This is a genomic window from Paenibacillus sp. NPDC057886, from assembly GCF_042796655.1.
Taxonomy (GTDB): Bacteria; Bacillota; Bacilli; order Paenibacillales; family Paenibacillaceae; genus Paenibacillus.
Genome location: NZ_JBHVMZ010000008.1, coordinates 115,839 through 133,882 on the forward strand (window position 1 = coordinate 115,839; position 18,044 = coordinate 133,882).

Below are 18,044 nucleotides of genomic sequence, written 5' to 3' on the forward strand. Positions count from 1 at the left end.
TTGTTTTAAACCGTCGTTTTAAACTCTTGTTTAAGCATAGGTTAATTCTAATGAAAATACCTTTGCTGTCAAGCTATTTTTTTTCATTGGATAACGGATCAGGTATGTATGCCAAAAAATGGACCAGGCTTTCTCCTGCTCCACCTATTTGGTTCCTCGAGCCTTATAGAGGTGAACTTTGCTAATCTGCCAACTTGATCATCTGATGCTCCGAAAGTATACCCAGGGTCTGCCCCTGGTCACTTCTGCAGTACATACGAATAACCAGATGACTTGGTGTAGAACTGTTGCTAATGATACGCAATTCGCATGGATCGGATGAGAGCGACAGATTGTGAATAATGTGATTTCCCGTATCCGCCCCAATCGAGCAAAGGTAGCGATACAGCTCCCCTCGGGTGTAACTGATTCCGCCTACAAATATATCCACATCACCATTCCCCACATATGACAATTCAATGTCCATATACCTCACAGGAATAGCGGTTTGCAGCAGGTTTTCGTGAATCTTCAACACATATACGGCCACGGTATATCCCTCCTGTAGAGCAGAGTTAAACCTTATTCTAGATATGTTATGCCTTCTCTCATCCATTGCTATTTGCAATCACCCATTTTAACCAATTCCACGGAAATGCCCACCCTTTCGTCTGGCTTTTTTCATAGACTAACAGGATAGAAGATCGGCCGGTGCAGGCCGTGACAAGGGGGTACCTATGAGAGTTCTGCTCGTGACCTATTGGGAGCTTACACAGATGGGTGGAATATGGACATATGTGAAACAGCTGGCTGACAGGCTGATGGCTCTTGGCGTAGAGGTGGATATTATGGGCACCAACGGAGCCAAAAATGAAGTATACATTCGCAATCTCAATCGTTCCTTCGCCAAGGATAAGGTATGGCCCATGCTTCAAGCCAAACTTAATCCAACAGATTTGCCTCAATTCACTGCCGATTCTCTCGTGGCTTATTATGAATTGAACAGGTATGCCTTTGAAATGGGAGCCGCCTATCTTGGCGTTGATCATTACGATGTCATCCATGCGCAGGACCCGGTAGCAGCGGTCGCGATGAGACGCATATTGAACCGCAACACCCCCATGGTAACAAGTTATCACGGAGCGCTTGCGCGCGAAGCCTTTTACGATGCTCAAAACTCTAACGCGAAGCTCACGCTTCCCGAATATTTGCAATCCAAACGTGGACGTTACTTCCTGTCATTGGAAGAGCGAAGCGCTGAACAATCCGAGCTTATTCTGGTCTCCAGCTATTGGATTAAGAGCACACTTACGGACCTCCGTGTTCCCGAGTCCAAATTTCGAATTATTCCTTATGCTGTAGATATTTCAGCCTACCGTGCCCAAGCAGCAGTCAAGTTCCGTCAACGCAAGCCAGCGGGCAAAAAAGTGATCGCCTTTACAGGCAGACTGGAGCACATCAAAGGGGTGCATATTCTGGTCAAAGCACTCTCCAGCCTAAAGAAGATCCGCTCGGATTGGGTCTGCTGGATTGCTGGAGAAGGCAATCTGATGGAGGATTTGCGCTCCCTAGCCAATGATCTTGGCGTGGTTGCGGACATCGTTTTCTGGGGTAAACTGGACAACATCCCTTCTTTCCTACGTCATGCTGACATTTATGTGCAGCCCAGCTTGCAAGATACGCAACCTTTCTCGGTTACAGAGGCTCAGCTCGCTGGATTACCTGTCATTGTAAGCGGTACGGCAGGCATGCCTGAGATGGTGCAGCCTGAACATACTGGTTGGGTCGTGCCACCACAGGATGCCGAAGCCCTCAGCGCACTGTTAAATGCCCTTCTGCAGGATGATGCCACCCGTGCAAAGGTAGGCGCAGCAGCCAAAGCTTGGGCTGAACAACATCGATCACTGGAAGAGATGGGATTGCGCACGCTGCATGTCTACCAGGAAGCCATTCAGTTAGGAGGTCAGAGAATATGACATTACTCGTCCCCAGTGATTTGTATAATCGTTGGTTCTCCACCCCTGTGTCGACAACGCATATCGAGGTGGATTACGCTGTAATGAACGAATTAATGAGGAAGCTTCCCAAAGGATACATTTTCCCTGATCCGGCAACCATGCACCTTCTCACTTCTGAGAAAAATTAGAGTCAAGTACCCTTACAAACAGGAACAAACAAGAGGATATTCGTTCTGCCGCACTCACTTAACGGCACCGAATACCCTCTTTTTCTTACGGTTCATTATCTAGCATTCGTGCTTCCACGTCTTTTAGCATCTACTTCCAATAACCGCCAACCTGCAGCAGATTGAGTAGAACGGGCCGATGCTTTGCTTGAACAAGTTCCATCTCGGCTTTCAATGCCTCAAAGTGTTTCATGGTTCCCATCGATTCATGAACTCGATAACACATCAGAGGCTCATTGTAATAGAACAGCTCATAGAGCGGAAACAGTCTCAGCCACATCTCATAGTCATGCGTGTAGCGAAAGTCGGTGTCAAACATGCCAAACTTTCGAAATGCATTCATCTCAAGCATCACGGTGCAACCGTTGATTGGACAACCTTCGGTCAGCACCTGAAGCATCTCCAGACGACTCCCTACTTCTGGTCTGACGGTGTCCATCCATTCGCTGTTCGCATCTACATAATGATAGGCCCCGTGACAGAAGGATGCCTTGACGTCAAGCATGAACTTCAATTGCTTCTCTACCCGGTCCAGCAACATCACATCATCGGAGCTGAGCCAGACAAAGTAATCACCTGTCGCCTGTTTGATTCCCTTGTTTAACGCGGTTGCCGTGCCACCATTCTTTTTTCGAATATAGCGAATGCGATCCATGAATGGTTGAAGCCGCTCCACATGCCTCGTAGAGCCGTCATCCACCACAATGACCTCAATATGCGGATACGTCTGGTGAATGGCGCTGTGAACAGCCTGCTCGATGTACGCGCAATTATAAAAAGGAATGACAATTGATACTTTCGGCTCCATTTGGTCCTCCCCTTTCGCCACGTGAATAATACCATTCTCCCTATTATATGATGATAGATCCGTTAGGTATCAGGCATCTGTTGCATAGCGACGCATAAATTACGCACATGAGCATTTTGCGTAAATCCAAAGAGTGGCTCTCAATCAGTAAGATATAGCTCGAAATGCTTCTATTAGTCTATATCTTGTCCCGGGAGCGAGTTAAATCGAAGGATGAAAAATGCTTATAACAAAGAGGGGGTTACTCGGCCAGCTTGCGGCCTCCATAACCCCCACCAAAGTTCATTATCCCTTCATGGCAGCAATCCGCTGTAACAAAGGCTCCCGATATCTGGACCATACCATGGAGGCCTCCCGGCCGATGGTATCTGCATGGCGTACCGTCCCCATTCCGCCATGCCGTCGATATGCCGTAAGTGATTCGTTCAGATATGGAAAACGATGTCCGTTCAGCAGAATACGCATCCATAGATCCAGATCATGCGTATAAGGCAATAGTTCATCGAACAGGCCCACCGCACTAAACAGATCCCTGCGGATCATCACGGTACAGCCGTTCACCGGATTGCCGTTTACGAAGAGACGCAGCCAATCCTGTTCGGCCATCGGTTCTGCTCCCCCGTTCAGCTTGGTGACCGCAGAGTGCTCATTAATGTAATTAAAGTTGGTATGTGAGATGAGCGCATTCTCCCGTTGCATAAATTCAACCTGATGACGAATCTTATCCGGATATAAGAGGTCATCTGAACTTAGCCAGGCGATATAGTCCCCGGACACATGACGGATGCCGTGATTCAGAGCCGAAGCGGTACCGCCGTTGCTTTTGCCAAGAACATAAATGTAAGGAAGATAAGGCTGAAGCAGCTCTTTATGCCGGGTTGACCCATCGTTGACGATAATGATCTCCACATCGGTATATGTCTGGTTCAGTGCACTCTGAATCGCTTGAGGTACATAGGGACAGTTGTAAAACGGAATGACAATGGACACTCTCGGATTCATGTAGTCGACCTCCCCTGCTGGGTACGAACATCGCTCAGAATGTCCTGAAGAGATTGGGTAAATGGAATCAGCGGCCGCCAGCCCAACTTGCGCAGTGCCGAGAACTCCTCCTGATCTCCAGCCCCGTCCGGACCGGAAGAAGCTCCGTCCCAGCGTACAGGCACCTCCGCTTCGGTCATAGTTAGCATCGTATCCGCAATCTCTCCGAGGCTGCGCTCCGTGCCTGATACAACCGGATAAACGTTACCCGTTGTGCCTTGAATAAGCAGGGTTGCATAAGCCCGGACCGCGTCCCGCACATCTAGAAAATCACGGGTATTATCCCGGCCGGATAGACGAAAGGCCTCCGTCTTACCTTCCTGTTCACAGGCAACAATATGACGTGCCAGCAGCGAACATATGCCCGTTGAAGGGCCTGCCCCGATCAGATTTCCCGGCTCGGCCAGCATAATCTGCTGTCCAAAGAGAAACGTCCACGATAGAGATACCATTTCCTCTAATGCTTTGCTGAGACTGTACGGGTGAGGAGGCTGCGGTGGCCGACCGGGTTCAGGAGTATACTTTAATCGGGAGCCCACAATAACGGTCCGTGCCGCCGGACAGCTTCTTAGCGCATCCAGCAAATACAGAACAGCCATCACATTGGTCTCTAACACCAGCAGCGGATTGGACCACGAATCGGGCACGGAATTTTTCCCTGCAAGATGCAGCACATAATCCGGTTTAACTTCTTCAATCAGATGACGGACTTGCTGCTTATCGTTAAGATCACAGACATGTACAGCCACGTCATCGCCAAACGAATGTATGCCTGCCCGCCTGACCACCGCTGCAACAGCCGCACCGACTGCTTTGAAATAAACAACCGCATGCCGTCCTGTGAAGCCAGAAGCACCCGTGATCAGTACCTTTTTGCCTGTTAGCTCTGCTCCATCCATAATGCCAGCTCCTTCAGCATCGTAGAATAATCCGGAAGGTCTGTCTTCACATCCTCACGTGTGGAAACTAACGTGCGGTCCTGCACAACGCTATCATCGGGTAAGATAACAACATCCTGTTTATCCCATGTCTGTTTGAACAGCACAAGCAGATCATGCTTGCTGACAGGCACCGGATGAGCCAGATGGATTAGACCACTGACCGGCGATGCCAGATAATGATCTACCCATTTGGCCAGTTCAAGGGTAGTCACCCCATTCCAGAAGACGCGTGTATATCCGCCAACCTCACCTGTGCAGGACATGAACCAATGCATCAGACCAATGCCGCCTTTGCGAATTTCAGGTCCTATAATGGACGTACGGATCGTCAGATGGCCCGCATCCTGGACTTCACCCAGTGCTTTCGTGATTGCATAGGCAGATGTTCCATCGGTAACATCATCTTCACGGTACGCCCCACGGTCCCCACTAAACACACAATCTGTACTGATGTGAATCAGACGTGCACCGATCGTATCAGCGCTCCGCCGCAAACGATGCGGCAGAAACCCGTTAATATGATAAGCGGTAATTTTATCTTCATCCGCAAAGCTGTTCAAAACACCCACCGCGTTAACGATGACATCCGGATGCACCGCCTCCACCAGACGGTCGACCATAAAGCAGTCATTTACATCCAACAGAAGACCGTTAGGATCTGAGACATCCCGGCTCGTGTAGAACACGCTATGCACGCCTTGACGGCGGAAATAGTCGACCAAGACATGGCCGGCCATTCCGTTCCCCCCAAGTATCAGCAGTTTCATGACAGAAATCCTCCGCGTTGCAAAATTTCACGAATCTCTTCTTTGCTCATCAGTTGATGCTCGGAACTGAAGCTGCTGAAGGATACTGGAGGACAGTTTGTATAGTGCTCTTTCAATCCTGGAATACCCAGTGTAGGCAAAATCACCAGATATTGCTGATCGTATACCACTGTAGTCATGCTCTCGAATTCACTCATCAGAATCTCGTGAATCTTCTCACCGGGCCGAGTACCACGCTCCACAATGGATACATTCTCCACACCTGAATCCTCAATCAGTACTTCTGCCAGATCCACGATTTTGCACGTTGGCATCGTCATGACAAAAATCTCACCACCGACACTTTCCACCGAAGCTTTGAACAGCAATGTGATTGCATCTTTCAGAGTAAGAAAGAATCGGGTCATTTTCATATCCGTGATGGATACTTGACCTTTGGATCGAATCTGATTCTTGAATAAGTGTACGACACTGCCGTTCGTTCCAAGTACATTCCCACCACGTACGGTGACAAACCGAGTATTGCTATGCAGCAGATTGGCATATACGATCAACTTCTCGCCGATTGCCTTCGTCATGCCATAGAAATTGGATGGATTGGCGGCCTTGTCGGTTGAGATATATATGACCTTTTCCACCTGATTTTCAATGGCAGCTTCGATGACATTCTGTGTGCCGATCACATTGGTTTTGAGTGCTTCATAAGGTTGGTCTTCACACACTGGCACATGCTTGAGCGCTGCGAGATGAAATACATAATCCACATGCTGACAGGCGACCGTTAAGGCTTCCTTGTCTCGAATATCACCAATGCGAAAATGAAGACGCGGGTCTTCGAATTCACGACTCATCGCCACTTGGCTGGACTCATTCCGGGAGTAAACGATAATCTCCTTGGGCTGCTGGGGCAGCAGTTGAGCCACAAGTTCATAACCCCATGATCCCGTACCACCAGTCACGAGTATACGCTTATTTTCAAACATGCATTTTCCCTCCAAGCAGAAATTTGACCACTTTACTGGATACATCGGTTGCTTTGTAGCCTTGTGGACAATCCCAGTCGTTTGACATTTCGGTCATTACTTTCACACAGCCCGCAATACGCTCCGCATCCAGACCTGAGACCACGTTGCTGCCGCAATCCACCGTCTCCGGTCGTTCTGTCGTGCGACGCATGGTTACCGTAGGCACACCCATGATGCAGCACTCTTCCTGTACGGTACCACTGTCCGTAAGTGCACAGCGTGCATGTCGTTCCAGCATCACGAAGTCGAAAAAACCGAATGGTTCGTGAAATTCCACCAGCGGATGCATCTCCAGTTGCAGATGCTCGGCGATTCGAATAGCCGTTCGAGGGTGAATGCTGCATATGACTCGCATGGCATGTTCTTCAGCGACCTGGTTCAAGCCTTTCATGATCTCCAGCAAATGAGGGGGGTGATCAACATTCTCCGCCCGATGGGCTGTAACCAAAAAATATTGCCCGGACTTCAGCTTCAATTTCTTCAGTATTTTGCTGGAACTTACCTGTGCGTCGTAGTGACGCATCACTTCATAGATCGGGTTGCCTGTCAGCACAATTCGGCGACTAGGCACCCCTTCACTAATCAGATGTTTTTTACTCTGCTCGGTATACGGCATATTAATAGTGGAAATGGCGTCGATAACCCTGCGATTTTTCTCTTCGGGCACATCCAGGTCAAAGCATCGATTGCCTGCTTCCATATGAATGACGGGTATGCCCATCCGTTCAGCCAGAACAGCACATAATGCACTGTTCGTATCACCGAGCAGCAGTACTTTATCCGGTTTCTCCTGATGTAATAAATCCTCCATTTGCGTAAACATCGAGGATAACTGTCGACCCAACGAGGCCGCTTCATCCTGAAGGACGTAGTCAGGCGCCCGCAAGCCCATTTCCTTGAAAAAAAGACCGCTGAGACTTTCCGTGAAGTTCTGTCCCGTGTGTACCAGAATATGTTTGGACGCGTACTGGTCCAGCTTGGAAATGATCAGGCTGAGCCGTATAATTTCTGGTCGCGTACCCAGCACCGTCATGATCTTCATCGTAATCCCTGCCTTCATCGTCTATTGGATAATCTCCGTCGAACCCTGCTTCGTTTGACTTTGCCAGGTACACGTTTGCGAACAGTCGATTGCACCACGCGCACACGTTGTTTCTTCTTTTTGCTTGCCTTCAGCTTCTTCCCACCTGTTCCTCGTTTCATTCGGTCACGGACCCTGCTGCGTGGGGTTAAATGCGGGTAACGACTTCGTCCCGTTCTGTGGATTGAGCGAGGTTCTGATTCTTCATGAATAGGCTGACCGATGGCAAGTGGAGGCAAGGGCGAGAGTGGCAACGCCTGAATCACAGTCAATGGGAACAATCGTGCCCGAACCGAAGCCGGTTCCAGAATCAGCACGGTTCGCAAACGGCCCTCACCCCATGCGTACACTGGACCATTCGGAGGCTGAATGTACGGAAACCATCCGGGAAAACACATCAACCACTGTGTCACCATCGTATGCAGCTTTGCCCTGTAGGTTTCAATACCGTACAGCTTTTCCGCTTCTGTCCGATTACGCCAACCGGTGTCGGAGGCCAGTTCAGGATCATTTAGCAGGGTTGTTGCCAGGGTGACAAGCGCTTGAGTTTCACCAGGCGGAGCTAGAAAAGCACCACTGCCTACCGATTCCAGCAATTCCTTCAAGCCGCCCTGAGCAAAAGCGATAACCGGTTTGGCGAAATAAAGCCCCTCCAGTGCTGTCATGCCGAATCCTTCTTTGACCATGCTCGGAATGACCAGCATATCCATAGCCGTATAGGCCAGTGATACGTTCTCTTCAAACGGTGTAAAGGTAAATCTGCGATAATAACCGGATTTTTTCACCCGTGATACACATTCGTCATAGTACTTTTTGTCCGCTGATGTACCAATGATCCAGAAACGGCAGCGCGGATGGGTTTCACACAATTGTAGAGCCATATCCACAAAAGGTTTCAGACCTTTGGCATCGTATATGAAGGAAGAGATGTAACCTATACAGATCTGCGATGACTTGAAACCAATCTCTTTGCGTTTGCGTTCTCTTAAGTGAACCCATCGCTCCGGGTCCGGCAAGGCCGGGTCCCAGGTTGGGGAGATCTCAGTCAATTTGGCACTCATGCCGGCTTGTTTGAATGGAGCTACTGCACTTTCGGATATGCCTATGATCCAATCCGAGTAACGCCCAATCATCTGTACGGCTTCGTTTGTATGTTCATTCATCTGAATAATTTCGGTAATCTTCCAGATCACCGGAATCTGCAGAGACTTCGCTGCTACGGCAGGCATCACATTGACACAGGTATTCGTTAACACCAGATCAGGTGCAGTCTCCCGGATAAGGGAGACCACGTCCTGATAGGCTGGTTTATGGCGAAGCTGCTCTGCATCGGTTGCAATCCCCCGGTAAGGTGTGTACACACCGTGAAGCATCGGCAGGAAGCATACTTTGACCTGAATATCGAATCTCCGTGCAAGTCCGGCAAGCTTTCCTTCCTGAGGAACCACGAGTACACAATCGAAGATGGAACCCATCTCTCTCATAAAATGAAGTAACAGCTTCTCCGCCCCCGTAATACTGCGGGTGTTGCACACATGGGAAAACAACATGAGTCTGGGCTTAGTCGCCATGGCTGCACGGACCCTGAATACGAATATGCAGGGTTCTGTGCACACCTCCTTCCGGACAGGATTAAGGGAATATTATGCTTAACAGTTCGTTGATTCTTTTGCCATACGTGTGATCCTTCAATGTCCGTTCCAACCCTCGAAGTGCAATCTCACGGCGCTCTTTTTCATGATTTAGATAGTATTCAACTTTATCAAGCAGCTCCTGAGGGGAAGAGTAGGTCTCGATTTCCACACCCGGTTTATAGAAACGTGCCAGATCATCCCGCGCATCGGTCAATTGAAGGGTCGTGGAAGCCGCAATTTCAAATGTTCTTGGATTTGGGGAGGCCGGTGGAATTTTAACATGGTTGTTATTGACGGAATCGTCTTCGTGGGAGCGGTGAAGGTTGATGACAATTTTGGTACCGTTATAGACATCGTTCGTTTCCTGTGGAGTCATCCAGCGACCCAGTTCGATCTTCTCACCGTAAGCAGCATAGTCAGGCAGGCGATCCCACCAGATGCCATTAAATACGGTATTGTGTGACATCAGCTGTGCCATGATCGGATTGAAGAAATACACCCTGTTCCAGTAGGCCGAGCCGATAAAGCTGACTTCCCGGTGGAGCGGAGAAGGTGTCGTGATCGGGAAGTAATGGTTGGTGAATGCAGCAAAGGGCAGGTAGTGAACAGAAGGACAGCCGTTTTGTCGATACAACTCGACACAGTTCAGTTCCAATGTGAACACATGGTCGAAATGCTGAACTGTCTCAAGCGTCATATCCGTATAGTACGGATCATCCGTGAGCCAAATTGCCGTCTGAATGCCTGCTTGGCGAATCGCATCGAGATGTTCCAGCGGAATATCCATGCCATCCAGCACAAGCACCAGGTCAGGGCGGGTTTGCAATGCAATTTCAGAAACAGGTTGACGCGGATCCGAAAGGGTAACCTGGGCAACCATACCCTGTAATGTTGCCATGATGGCTTCGTCCAGTGGGGAATATGGGAATCCCTTACCCGAAGATACATACAGCACGTGAAGCTGCCGGAAAGGCAATGGCTCCTGTGCACAATTGACGATATAGTTGGCACGTCCGCGCATATATCCTTCTTCCTTGCCCGCATCATATCCGGCATGTTGCCCGTTTTTGCGTGCTTGGTCAGCCAGACTGAGCACTGGTGCATGAGACTTTCTCGTTTTACCGTGTTTGAGAGACATACCGCCACTCCTTTTATTTTTGGGATAGGGTTCTCTAAAAGAGATTTACACGTGCTCCAGCAGCTGAGCAATACGACGGGTGAATGTATGCTGGTTCAGCGTGGTAAGCAGTCCACGCCAAGCTAGGGCTCGCCGTTCCTCTTCATGGTGCAGATAATATTTAATTTTGCGCTGAAGTTCATCCGCCGTTGTAAAGGTCTCTATGTCATATCCAGGTCGGTAGTAGCGTGGCAGATCATTGCGTGCATCCGTTATCTGCATCGTGCCGCAAGCACTGATCTCATACGTCCGCGGATTAATGGAATGACCTTCGAGATGATGCGTATTGCGATTGTCCTCTCCATTTTCGCAAGTTCGGTGAATGTTAATGACGATTTTGGCGCCGTTGTAATAATCCACTGTCGTTCCGGGATCAATCCAGCCTTCATGGATGAAGCGACCAAGAACATCGGAACGTGTCAGTCGGTTCCACTGACTGCCGGCAATAAACACCTTTTTGTCTGCCAGAAAAGGAGCCAGCTCGTCGAACAGCGCAATGCGGTTCCAGAACCCGGTGCCGATAAAACAAATATCGTACTGATGCTGCGGTGCCGTGCGCCTTGGTTGAAACATTCCCGGGTTCACTGCCAGCGGCATATAGATCACCCGACCCGCTCCATGTGCAGTATAGAACGGCACGGCCGCTTCCTCATGCGTGAACACGACATCATAATGCTGACAGATGGTTGTCGTATCTTCGGTAAAATACGGATCATCCACAAACCATACCGCCGTGCGAATACCCAGTGCCCTTATGCCATTCACCTGTTCCAGATGATCGGGAGGAAATACGTGCAGTCCATTCATAACCAATACCAGGTCTGGCCTGTGCTGGCTGGCATCCTGCAGCATGGTTGCCGGCGATCCGACAACACACTCACGTACAGATTGCTGCAATGCCAAAGTGACGCCTTCATCGATGGCATCGAATCCCTGCGGAATGTACAGCACTTTCATATCCCGCACGGTCGGCTCAAACATCTCCACTCGCTCCATCATGGCTTGACAGCCGCCAAATCTGCGGCCTTCTGCATATCCACCGCGGTAAGCCGTCTCCGCTTCTGTAGGCGGTCGGTGTCGTCGTTTTGCCACATCCTTCACCCTGTCTTCCTTCAGGAGATCCGATTCCAGATTCTCCTCGAGATTGGTGTTCCCTCTAAAGGATATGCCCCGGGGTCAGATGCATCATGGACGGGTGTCCTGCAAGGCGCAAAATTGGCGTCTGCCCTCCACATCCGCCTGCACGGGCATGTCCGCTTTTGCGGTAAAGCAAATAACCCGGAGGGATCTGTCCCCCCGGGCAATCGTCACACACTGGACATGCATCTATAACCATCAGAAAAATGCACACCTACTCTGTTATTGCGCTTTGTAAGCCAACTGATGTCCGTCCTCGAATCCCTTGGCGAAACCCGCGTTGAATCCCTCGTTGTACGTCTCGTTGTAGCCCTGGCTGTATGCACTGTCCGGGTTCGGATCGGTAGGGGTAGCCGGGACGAACGGTTGTGCGGGCTTCACACTCCGGTGCCGTCGTACCGCACGTTTCTTTTTTTTAAGCCACGCACTGCGTCCTTTGAGGGTACGTTTGTGGAGTACCCGTTTGCCTTTGACCGCACGCAGTTTACGTACTTTACGTAGACGGGTCCCGCGAGCAAGCAGAGCTCTTTTGGTTCTCAGACGTATTTTTTTCTTCTTTAACATGTCAACATTCCTCCTGTATGTTCCGGACCATGCGTATCGCATATCCAGGGTCTTTGAGCCATGGTAAACCAGGCTCCCCATGCTGGATTCGGGCCAATTGAATCCCCGTAACCATCCGGGACATCTCCTCTTGATAACGGCTCAGCAAACGAATGTTCTCGGCCAGACTGCGGGCGGATACTTCCGAGTGAGCAGACACGCTGGCCACACTGTCCAGAATGCGGGCGAGCGCCTGCTGACTGTGTGCAATGGACTCAATGAGGGACAGTTTCGCTTCCTGCTCACGCCGCAACAAACTCATTTTCCGAGATCCCCCATATCCATACCGCCAAACATGCCGCTGTCCATACCGCCCTCTTCACCATCGTCCTGTACCATAATGGCTTTCAAGTTGTTGCACAGTCCGGTTTCCATCCGGGTCAATCCTTCCAGTATTTCCACCAGCTGATCATGCATTTTGAGTGGCTCCGCTACCTGATCGCTATGCGTCAGAAAAGCTTCACCATTCAGATGATTCAGCGCCCAGTTCCTTACCTTCTCGGCTTCAATCGCCTTAGCCTCCAGAATGAGGGCAATATTCCACTGCATTTTGGCGGCTGCATCCAGCATCAGGATGAGGCTTTGTTCTCTGCTCATGTCCATTCACCCGCCTTCCGGGCTTATTCTTCCTCTTGACCCGCCATCTCCCGCATCACCTGGGTCAGCGTTTCGGCTACGGCTTCTTCCAGATCTGCCAGGCCTCCCAAATAGGAGATGATGCTTTTGTTGATCTGTCCCGAGCTATCCAGCAGACCGTCAACGCCATCCAGCTCCGGTTCGATATCCGGCAAATGATTGATGATTTCAGACATGCGCACAGCGACTTGACGTTTGGCATCCAGTACACGTGCAATTTGCTGGTGAGAATGTGCAATATGTGTGAGTATTTCATCGATTTTGCTCTGCATGGTCCTCCTCCTTACCGTCACGGCCTGCTTCACCCATAGAAAAACCCGGCCTATCAGCATTTGCCTGCTACAGCATATGCCGGGCCGGGATCGTCAGTTACTCCAGCTTGCGCCTATATCGTCAGATGACATAACTCCAATCGGATGAGTATCGGCTGAGGAATTGGCGAGTTCGTTCCTGTTTGGGACGCACAAATACTTCCTCCGGTGTTCCTTCTTCCACTACGGAACCCCCATCCATGAATACAACGCGATTCGCCACCTCGCGGGCAAAACCCATTTCATGGGTGACAACAATCATGGTGATGCCTTCCTGGGCAATCGATCGAATGACGGATAGCACCTCACCTACAAGTTCAGGATCAAGCGCCGAGGTAGGTTCATCGAACAGAATTACCTCTGGATTCAGTGCCAGCGCCCGAGCAATGCCTACCCGCTGCTGTTGTCCACCTGACAGCATGCTGGGATACTCATTAATTTTGGCGGACAGACCCACTTGTTCAAGCACACGCAAGGCTCGTTCACGAGCATCTGCTTTGGACATTTTCTGGGCGATGATTAACCCTTCCGTTACGTTATCCAGCACCGTTTTATGTTTGAACAGGTTATAATGCTGGAACACCATCGCCGTTTTTCGCCGTAACTGCACAATGTCATGTTTGCGGGCATGCTTGCAGTCCACGGTTAATCCGCTGATCTGAACCTTGCCCTCATCGGCACGTTCAAGAAAATTCACACAACGCAGCAATGTCGTTTTGCCGGACCCGCTCGGTCCGAGAATGGCAACAACGTCCCCCTGCTCCACAGTCAGATCAATACCTTTCAACACTTCCTGCTGACCAAAAGATTTGTGTATATTCGTCAGTGATATCATGACACCCCTCCTTTGCTGTACACGGCAACTCTGCGTTCCAGCAAAGCTGTAATCCGTTCGACAATCACCGTCAGACCCCAATAGATCAATGCGGCAGCAATGAAAGCCTCCAGAAATTTCAGACTGACTGAAGCCACCACATCCGCTTTACCGAGAATATCCATCTGAGACACGGTAAACGCGAGTGTTGATCCATGCAGGAAACCAACAAACATGCTGCACAGATTCGGCAGAACCGCACCCACCGCCTGCGGTAAAATAATGCGTCTCATTGCCTGGGAGGTACTCATGCCCACGGCATGTGCAGCTTCCATCTGCCCGGTATCCACTGCAAGAATACCGGAACGGATAATCTCGGACATATAAGATCCGGCAGTCAACGAGAAGGCAATGAGCACGAACACCAGAATCGGGATGGAAGACGACTGAAAGGCCCAGCCGTACCGGGCTGCAAGCTTGTCGATGATCAGCGGAATCCCGTAATAGATTAGAAACAAGTGCATCAGCATCGGTGTCCCCCGAAAAAATGAGACATAGAAATCAGCGATTCGGTAGACCCAGGCAACCTTATAGATGCGAACCAAAGCAGTAACCAGACCAATGCCAAAGCCTGCGATCAACGGTACAATCGTAATGACGAGTGTCAGTGGCAATGCCTTTAGAATCTGAAAAAAAGATGTGTAGATAAAGTTGAAATCAATAGACATTCGCTCACCCCGCTATTCGTTTCAGGCGTTCGGCTCTTACCGCTGGCCCACGGACTTCTTTCTTACGTTCGTGACGCTGGAGTCTGCGTTCTGCGAGAGCAAACCCTTTTTCAAGTACAAGCACGATAACATAGTAGACAATCGACAGACTGATATACACTTCAAGTGCATGCGATGTAGCCGAGATCAGCGTTTGCCCTCTGCCCACCATGTCCATGACCCCAATTGAAAAAGCCAGTGATGTATCCTTTAACGAGCCAATCAACGTATTCGCCATATTTGGAAATGCAACGATGAGTGCCTGCGGAACCACAATACGCCGAAACGACTGAAACGTGGTCAAGCCCGCAGCATAAGCTGCTTCCGTCTGGCCCTTGTCCACACTGCGTACAGCTCCGCGAAAGATTTCGGCAAAGGACGCCGCATCACTCAACGCATAAGTCACAATGACGAATACCAGCGGATCGGTCCTGGACAGATCAACCCCTATAGGCTTGAGCAATTCAGGTAATCCGTAATAAACCAGAAACAGCTTGATGAGAATCGGTGTGCCCCGCATGAAGGAGACGTACAGGGTCGCGAGCTGGCTCAGCACCGGAATCCGGTATAACCTCGGAACCGCCAGAAGCACACCGCCCACCAGACCGAGCACAATGGAACCGCCCAATACAATCAGTGTAATATGCAAATATCGCAGCAGTTCAGGCACGAAATCCAGAACCAATGACAGATCGAATGATTTACCCATAACCGTCGCTCACCTTTCTCAACGAACTATTCCTCAACCGTGTAATCGGCTCCCAGCCACTCTGTGCTCAATTTGCTCAATGTTCCATCTTCCTTGATTGATTTGAGCGCTTCATCAATTTTGGTTTTGAGCTCTTCCTCATCCTTGTTCAGAATGAAATACACTTTGGAGTTGGACAGAGCCTCTCCGACAGTCTTTAACTGTGCATCCACCACTTTGTTCTGATAATCGATCGCAAACTGCGTGCTGATGGTTGCAGCCACCCGGCCTGTTTTGATCTGGGTATTCGTATCTTCTCCTGCTCCGGAATACACAATATCAATGGCTTTACCATTCGCTGCATTCCATTTCTCAGCCAGTACAGCCGCATTACTCGTAGCGCCAACAATCAGTTTTTTACCTTTCAGATCCTCGATGGATTTTACATCCTGGTTTTTCTCGCTTACAACGATTTTATTAGGAAAAATGTTATATGCCTCGTCATTAAAGAGGAACTTGGCCTGTCTCTCTTCATTCACTTCCATCTGGTGAGCGATCAGGTCTATTTTCTTCGTTTCAAGACTGAGCAGCAGGTTTTTGAATTCCATCGTACTGAACTCGAATTCATATTCAGGTAATCGTTTATCAATCTCGCGGATCAGTTCTACATCGTATCCTGTCAGCTTGCCATTCTCATCAATAAAGCAAACATTCGGGAATTGAGTGCCTGTACCCACAATGATCTTCTTCACTTTATCTTGACCGGACGCAGATGCAGTATCCGATTCATTCGCTGCATTGCCTGAGCTGCAACCCGCCAGTACCGCCAACATCGTAATGAACAGCAATGCTGTCCGGAATTTCTGAATCCCCCATTGATTAACCATTCCCGATCTCCTCCACAGGCTGTCATTTCAGCCAATATGATGTGTACTCCCATTCCTCACCTTTGATTTAACTAACCATTCACACTTGTATAGTCGGAATTAGGTTGAACAAAGAATAGCACCGTATGTCATGCCCAGGCAATATATATGTTAATAGGACATCCTGATAACGTTATAGAACTTCTCTATGCTTCACCAGTTATATGATCCAAAAGTAAACCAAAAGAAGCGATCCTCCAACTGAGTGGGGATCGCTTCTTTAATTCCAGATCACTTTTAATTCAAATACGCATCTATCTGCGACTAGCCCATTTAATTTTCCGAGCTACTTCTATACGCTGCAGTTGCAACAGTCCGATTCGTTCTTCAAACTTTTTGCGTTCATCCGTTGAATGGGCCGCATGAATCTGGTGGCGGAGACCTGTCAGTTTACTGTTGATATAATCAAATCTCATCCATAATTCTTCTTCAGGTGTGTGCTGCTCCGCTTCCGGCTGAAATATTTTGAGCTGGTGGATAAGGGACTGCTGCCATTCCTGATCCTCGATTTGGATGGCAAAATGCAAAAGATCCAGATAGTCGTCGATTTGCAACGATATACCGCAATCAGATTTCGTATTCATTAGTCGTCTCTCCTTATTTCAGTTCTTGGCTGGAATCAGTTAGTTCTATTTTACAGGATAGAGCATGCTTTAGGCGAGTCCTGAAACGAGTAAAATTGGAAAAAATTTTGTCATTTTTACATATAGAAGCTTTCGATGGACTTATAGACAGATCTGATTCGAGAATTATATTCCAACCATGAAATTCATGATAAAATAACACCAAAATATTAAACCAACTTAACAGGTTGGAATAGTTAATTTTCTAGTGAAGGGATTGATCGACCATGACCGAACAATACCGATTGGCTACGCTTGAAGATGCCGAACAATTGCAGGCTGTTACCGTGGATGCCTATGAGACGATTCGAGCCCTGAACATTCCTTTTCCAGCCGGACATGCTACACTGGAAGTCATCCAGAATAATATTGTACAGCATGAATGCTATATTCTTGAAAAAGGGGGAGAAATCATTGCCACGGTTACCCTTGACCGAGCAGAAGATGTACAGCGGCAAGCCATCAGCCCCTATCCTTTCATCCGCTGGTTCGCGGTAAGCCCAGCCCATAAAAGCCAGGGTTACGGCTCCAAACTGCTGGATTGGGTAGAGCAACATATCATTCTGCAAAAGCTTGATGCTCCTGCGGTATTTCTAGCAACGGCGACCCGCCATCCGTGGCTTGCTCCCATGTATGAACGGCGGGGATATGAACCTTTTCATCACAAAACGGTACAGACACCTGAACGGCAGGAAGAGATTGTATTTATGGTCAAAACGCTGGACCCTTCCCGGTATAAGACGCCTTCTGTACAAACAGGCTGAACAAATAACGGTTTGGATGAACGCAAACATACATGATATACGATATACGCGGCCTGCGTAAATGAAAACCCGCTCCGAGGAAAGATTCCTTAGGCGGGTTTTTGAATTCTAATCCTTATCGCTTTCACTTTAAACGG

23 protein-coding genes are annotated in these 18,044 nt (G+C 49.1%); 3 read left to right on the forward strand and 20 right to left on the reverse strand.

The features are described from left to right. Window positions 1–181: 181 nt before the first annotated feature. Window positions 182–529, reverse strand: a complete 348-nt coding sequence (locus ACFVQB_RS25240; RefSeq protein ID WP_379446070.1) for a hypothetical protein — start codon at window positions 527–529, stop codon at window positions 182–184. A gap of 187 nt (window positions 530–716) precedes the next feature. Between ACFVQB_RS25240 and ACFVQB_RS25245 the strand changes: the two genes are divergently transcribed. Further along, window positions 717–1,955, forward strand: coding sequence for a glycosyltransferase family 4 protein (locus tag ACFVQB_RS25245; RefSeq protein WP_379446080.1), 1,239 nt, complete (start codon window positions 717–719; stop codon window positions 1,953–1,955). Further along, complete coding sequence (locus ACFVQB_RS25250) at window positions 1,952–2,125, forward strand: hypothetical protein (protein WP_379446089.1); 174 nt, start codon at window positions 1,952–1,954, stop codon at window positions 2,123–2,125. The genes ACFVQB_RS25245 and ACFVQB_RS25250 overlap by 4 nt, the downstream gene beginning before the upstream one ends. 130 nt (window positions 2,126–2,255) lie before the next feature. On the opposite strand, the gene ACFVQB_RS25255 is transcribed toward ACFVQB_RS25250, so the two are convergent. The 19 genes from ACFVQB_RS25255 to ACFVQB_RS25345 form a co-directional block, all read right to left on the reverse strand. Next, window positions 2,256–2,972 (reverse strand): glycosyltransferase, encoded by a 717-nt coding sequence (locus tag ACFVQB_RS25255; protein WP_379446094.1) that lies wholly within the window; start codon window positions 2,970–2,972, stop codon window positions 2,256–2,258. Between the two features lie 285 nt (window positions 2,973–3,257). Beyond that, window positions 3,258–3,974 carry a glycosyltransferase gene (locus tag ACFVQB_RS25260; protein ID WP_379446098.1) on the reverse strand — a complete coding sequence of 239 codons (717 nt, stop codon included), beginning with the start codon at window positions 3,972–3,974 and terminating at the stop codon, window positions 3,258–3,260. Then, complete coding sequence (locus ACFVQB_RS25265; RefSeq protein ID WP_379446103.1) at window positions 3,971–4,912, reverse strand: NAD-dependent epimerase/dehydratase family protein; 942 nt, start codon at window positions 4,910–4,912, stop codon at window positions 3,971–3,973. Before ACFVQB_RS25265 ends, ACFVQB_RS25260 begins: the two co-directional genes overlap by 4 nt. Beyond that, a complete protein-coding gene (locus tag ACFVQB_RS25270) occupies window positions 4,894–5,721 on the reverse strand; it encodes a dTDP-4-dehydrorhamnose reductase family protein (protein WP_379446108.1) in 828 nt (275 codons plus the stop codon). Before ACFVQB_RS25270 ends, ACFVQB_RS25265 begins: the two co-directional genes overlap by 19 nt. After that, window positions 5,718–6,704: a polysaccharide biosynthesis protein gene (locus ACFVQB_RS25275; RefSeq protein ID WP_379446115.1), complete on the reverse strand. Its 987-nt coding sequence runs from the start codon at window positions 6,702–6,704 to the stop codon at window positions 5,718–5,720. Before ACFVQB_RS25275 ends, ACFVQB_RS25270 begins: the two co-directional genes overlap by 4 nt. Further along, window positions 6,697–7,788: a non-hydrolyzing UDP-N-acetylglucosamine 2-epimerase gene (gene wecB / locus ACFVQB_RS25280; RefSeq protein WP_379446120.1), complete on the reverse strand. Its 1,092-nt coding sequence runs from the start codon at window positions 7,786–7,788 to the stop codon at window positions 6,697–6,699. Before wecB ends, ACFVQB_RS25275 begins: the two co-directional genes overlap by 8 nt. Window positions 7,789–7,802: 14 nt before the next feature. Next, window positions 7,803–9,398, reverse strand: coding sequence for a glycosyltransferase family 4 protein (locus ACFVQB_RS25285; RefSeq protein WP_379446131.1), 1,596 nt, complete (start codon window positions 9,396–9,398; stop codon window positions 7,803–7,805). 61 nt (window positions 9,399–9,459) lie between these two features. Further along, window positions 9,460–10,599, reverse strand: a complete 1,140-nt coding sequence (locus ACFVQB_RS25290; RefSeq protein ID WP_379446148.1) for a CgeB family protein — start codon at window positions 10,597–10,599, stop codon at window positions 9,460–9,462. A gap of 45 nt (window positions 10,600–10,644) precedes the next feature. Continuing rightward, entirely contained in the window at window positions 10,645–11,739 is a 1,095-nt protein-coding gene (locus ACFVQB_RS25295) for a CgeB family protein (RefSeq protein ID WP_379446154.1), read from the reverse strand. Window positions 11,740–11,794: 55 nt separating this feature from the next. After that, the gene (locus tag ACFVQB_RS25300) at window positions 11,795–11,974 is read right to left on the reverse strand and encodes a hypothetical protein (RefSeq protein WP_379446157.1); all 180 of its coding nucleotides are present in this window, start codon (window positions 11,972–11,974) and stop codon (window positions 11,795–11,797) included. A 23-nt stretch (window positions 11,975–11,997) separates the two neighbouring features. Further along, a complete protein-coding gene (locus ACFVQB_RS25305) occupies window positions 11,998–12,339 on the reverse strand; it encodes a hypothetical protein (RefSeq protein WP_379446160.1) in 342 nt (113 codons plus the stop codon). Between the two features lies 1 nt (window position 12,340). Continuing rightward, window positions 12,341–12,640 (reverse strand): hypothetical protein, encoded by a 300-nt coding sequence (locus ACFVQB_RS25310; protein ID WP_379446163.1) that lies wholly within the window; start codon window positions 12,638–12,640, stop codon window positions 12,341–12,343. Further along, the gene (locus ACFVQB_RS25315; RefSeq protein ID WP_379446183.1) at window positions 12,637–12,975 is read right to left on the reverse strand and encodes an alpha-helical endospore appendage domain-containing protein; all 339 of its coding nucleotides are present in this window, start codon (window positions 12,973–12,975) and stop codon (window positions 12,637–12,639) included. Before ACFVQB_RS25315 ends, ACFVQB_RS25310 begins: the two co-directional genes overlap by 4 nt. A 23-nt stretch (window positions 12,976–12,998) precedes the next feature. Continuing rightward, window positions 12,999–13,286 carry a nucleoside-diphosphate sugar epimerase gene (locus ACFVQB_RS25320; protein ID WP_379446188.1) on the reverse strand — a complete coding sequence of 96 codons (288 nt, stop codon included), beginning with the start codon at window positions 13,284–13,286 and terminating at the stop codon, window positions 12,999–13,001. Between the two features lie 121 nt (window positions 13,287–13,407). Next, window positions 13,408–14,160: an amino acid ABC transporter ATP-binding protein gene (locus ACFVQB_RS25325; protein ID WP_064635771.1), complete on the reverse strand. Its 753-nt coding sequence runs from the start codon at window positions 14,158–14,160 to the stop codon at window positions 13,408–13,410. Further along, window positions 14,157–14,867 carry an amino acid ABC transporter permease gene (locus tag ACFVQB_RS25330; RefSeq protein WP_379446213.1) on the reverse strand — a complete coding sequence of 237 codons (711 nt, stop codon included), beginning with the start codon at window positions 14,865–14,867 and terminating at the stop codon, window positions 14,157–14,159. The genes ACFVQB_RS25325 and ACFVQB_RS25330 overlap by 4 nt, the downstream gene beginning before the upstream one ends. Window positions 14,868–14,871: 4 nt before the next feature. After that, the gene (locus tag ACFVQB_RS25335) at window positions 14,872–15,615 is read right to left on the reverse strand and encodes an amino acid ABC transporter permease (protein ID WP_379446222.1); all 744 of its coding nucleotides are present in this window, start codon (window positions 15,613–15,615) and stop codon (window positions 14,872–14,874) included. A 26-nt stretch (window positions 15,616–15,641) separates the two neighbouring features. Beyond that, complete coding sequence (locus ACFVQB_RS25340) at window positions 15,642–16,481, reverse strand: transporter substrate-binding domain-containing protein (protein WP_379446229.1); 840 nt, start codon at window positions 16,479–16,481, stop codon at window positions 15,642–15,644. A gap of 293 nt (window positions 16,482–16,774) precedes the next feature. Beyond that, complete coding sequence (locus ACFVQB_RS25345; RefSeq protein ID WP_379446237.1) at window positions 16,775–17,104, reverse strand: hypothetical protein; 330 nt, start codon at window positions 17,102–17,104, stop codon at window positions 16,775–16,777. A 266-nt stretch (window positions 17,105–17,370) separates the two neighbouring features. On the opposite strand from ACFVQB_RS25345, the gene ACFVQB_RS25350 reads away from it, so the two are divergent. After that, window positions 17,371–17,907, forward strand: coding sequence for a GNAT family N-acetyltransferase (locus tag ACFVQB_RS25350; RefSeq protein WP_379446246.1), 537 nt, complete (start codon window positions 17,371–17,373; stop codon window positions 17,905–17,907). Window positions 17,908–18,044 lie beyond the last annotated feature (137 nt).

Bases quoted from the DNA above. Each gene is read 5' to 3' on its own strand.
- ACFVQB_RS25245 (WP_379446080.1), top strand. From the start codon at position 717: ATGAGAGTTCTGCTCGTGACCTATTGGGAGCTTACACAGATGGGTGGA.
- ACFVQB_RS25250 (WP_379446089.1), top strand. From the start codon at position 1,952: ATGACATTACTCGTCCCCAGTGATTTGTATAATCGTTGGTTCTCCACC.
- ACFVQB_RS25255 (WP_379446094.1), bottom strand. From the start codon at position 2,972: ATGGAGCCGAAAGTATCAATTGTCATTCCTTTTTATAATTGCGCGTAC.
- ACFVQB_RS25260 (WP_379446098.1), bottom strand. From the start codon at position 3,974: ATGAATCCGAGAGTGTCCATTGTCATTCCGTTTTACAACTGTCCCTAT.
- ACFVQB_RS25265 (WP_379446103.1), bottom strand. From the start codon at position 4,912: ATGGATGGAGCAGAGCTAACAGGCAAAAAGGTACTGATCACGGGTGCT.
- ACFVQB_RS25270 (WP_379446108.1), bottom strand. From the start codon at position 5,721: ATGAAACTGCTGATACTTGGGGGGAACGGAATGGCCGGCCATGTCTTG.
- ACFVQB_RS25275 (WP_379446115.1), bottom strand. From the start codon at position 6,704: ATGTTTGAAAATAAGCGTATACTCGTGACTGGTGGTACGGGATCATGG.
- wecB (WP_379446120.1), bottom strand. From the start codon at position 7,788: ATGAAGATCATGACGGTGCTGGGTACGCGACCAGAAATTATACGGCTC.
- ACFVQB_RS25285 (WP_379446131.1), bottom strand. From the start codon at position 9,398: ATGGCGACTAAGCCCAGACTCATGTTGTTTTCCCATGTGTGCAACACC.
- ACFVQB_RS25290 (WP_379446148.1), bottom strand. From the start codon at position 10,599: ATGTCTCTCAAACACGGTAAAACGAGAAAGTCTCATGCACCAGTGCTC.
- ACFVQB_RS25300 (WP_379446157.1), bottom strand. From the start codon at position 11,974: ATGGTTATAGATGCATGTCCAGTGTGTGACGATTGCCCGGGGGGACAG.
- ACFVQB_RS25305 (WP_379446160.1), bottom strand. From the start codon at position 12,339: ATGTTAAAGAAGAAAAAAATACGTCTGAGAACCAAAAGAGCTCTGCTT.
- ACFVQB_RS25310 (WP_379446163.1), bottom strand. From the start codon at position 12,640: ATGAGTTTGTTGCGGCGTGAGCAGGAAGCGAAACTGTCCCTCATTGAG.
- ACFVQB_RS25315 (WP_379446183.1), bottom strand. From the start codon at position 12,975: ATGAGCAGAGAACAAAGCCTCATCCTGATGCTGGATGCAGCCGCCAAA.
- ACFVQB_RS25320 (WP_379446188.1), bottom strand. From the start codon at position 13,286: ATGCAGAGCAAAATCGATGAAATACTCACACATATTGCACATTCTCAC.
- ACFVQB_RS25325 (WP_064635771.1), bottom strand. From the start codon at position 14,160: ATGATATCACTGACGAATATACACAAATCTTTTGGTCAGCAGGAAGTG.
- ACFVQB_RS25330 (WP_379446213.1), bottom strand. From the start codon at position 14,867: ATGTCTATTGATTTCAACTTTATCTACACATCTTTTTTTCAGATTCTA.
- ACFVQB_RS25335 (WP_379446222.1), bottom strand. From the start codon at position 15,615: ATGGGTAAATCATTCGATCTGTCATTGGTTCTGGATTTCGTGCCTGAA.
- ACFVQB_RS25340 (WP_379446229.1), bottom strand. From the start codon at position 16,481: ATGGTTAATCAATGGGGGATTCAGAAATTCCGGACAGCATTGCTGTTC.
- ACFVQB_RS25345 (WP_379446237.1), bottom strand. From the start codon at position 17,104: ATGAATACGAAATCTGATTGCGGTATATCGTTGCAAATCGACGACTAT.
- ACFVQB_RS25350 (WP_379446246.1), top strand. From the start codon at position 17,371: ATGACCGAACAATACCGATTGGCTACGCTTGAAGATGCCGAACAATTG.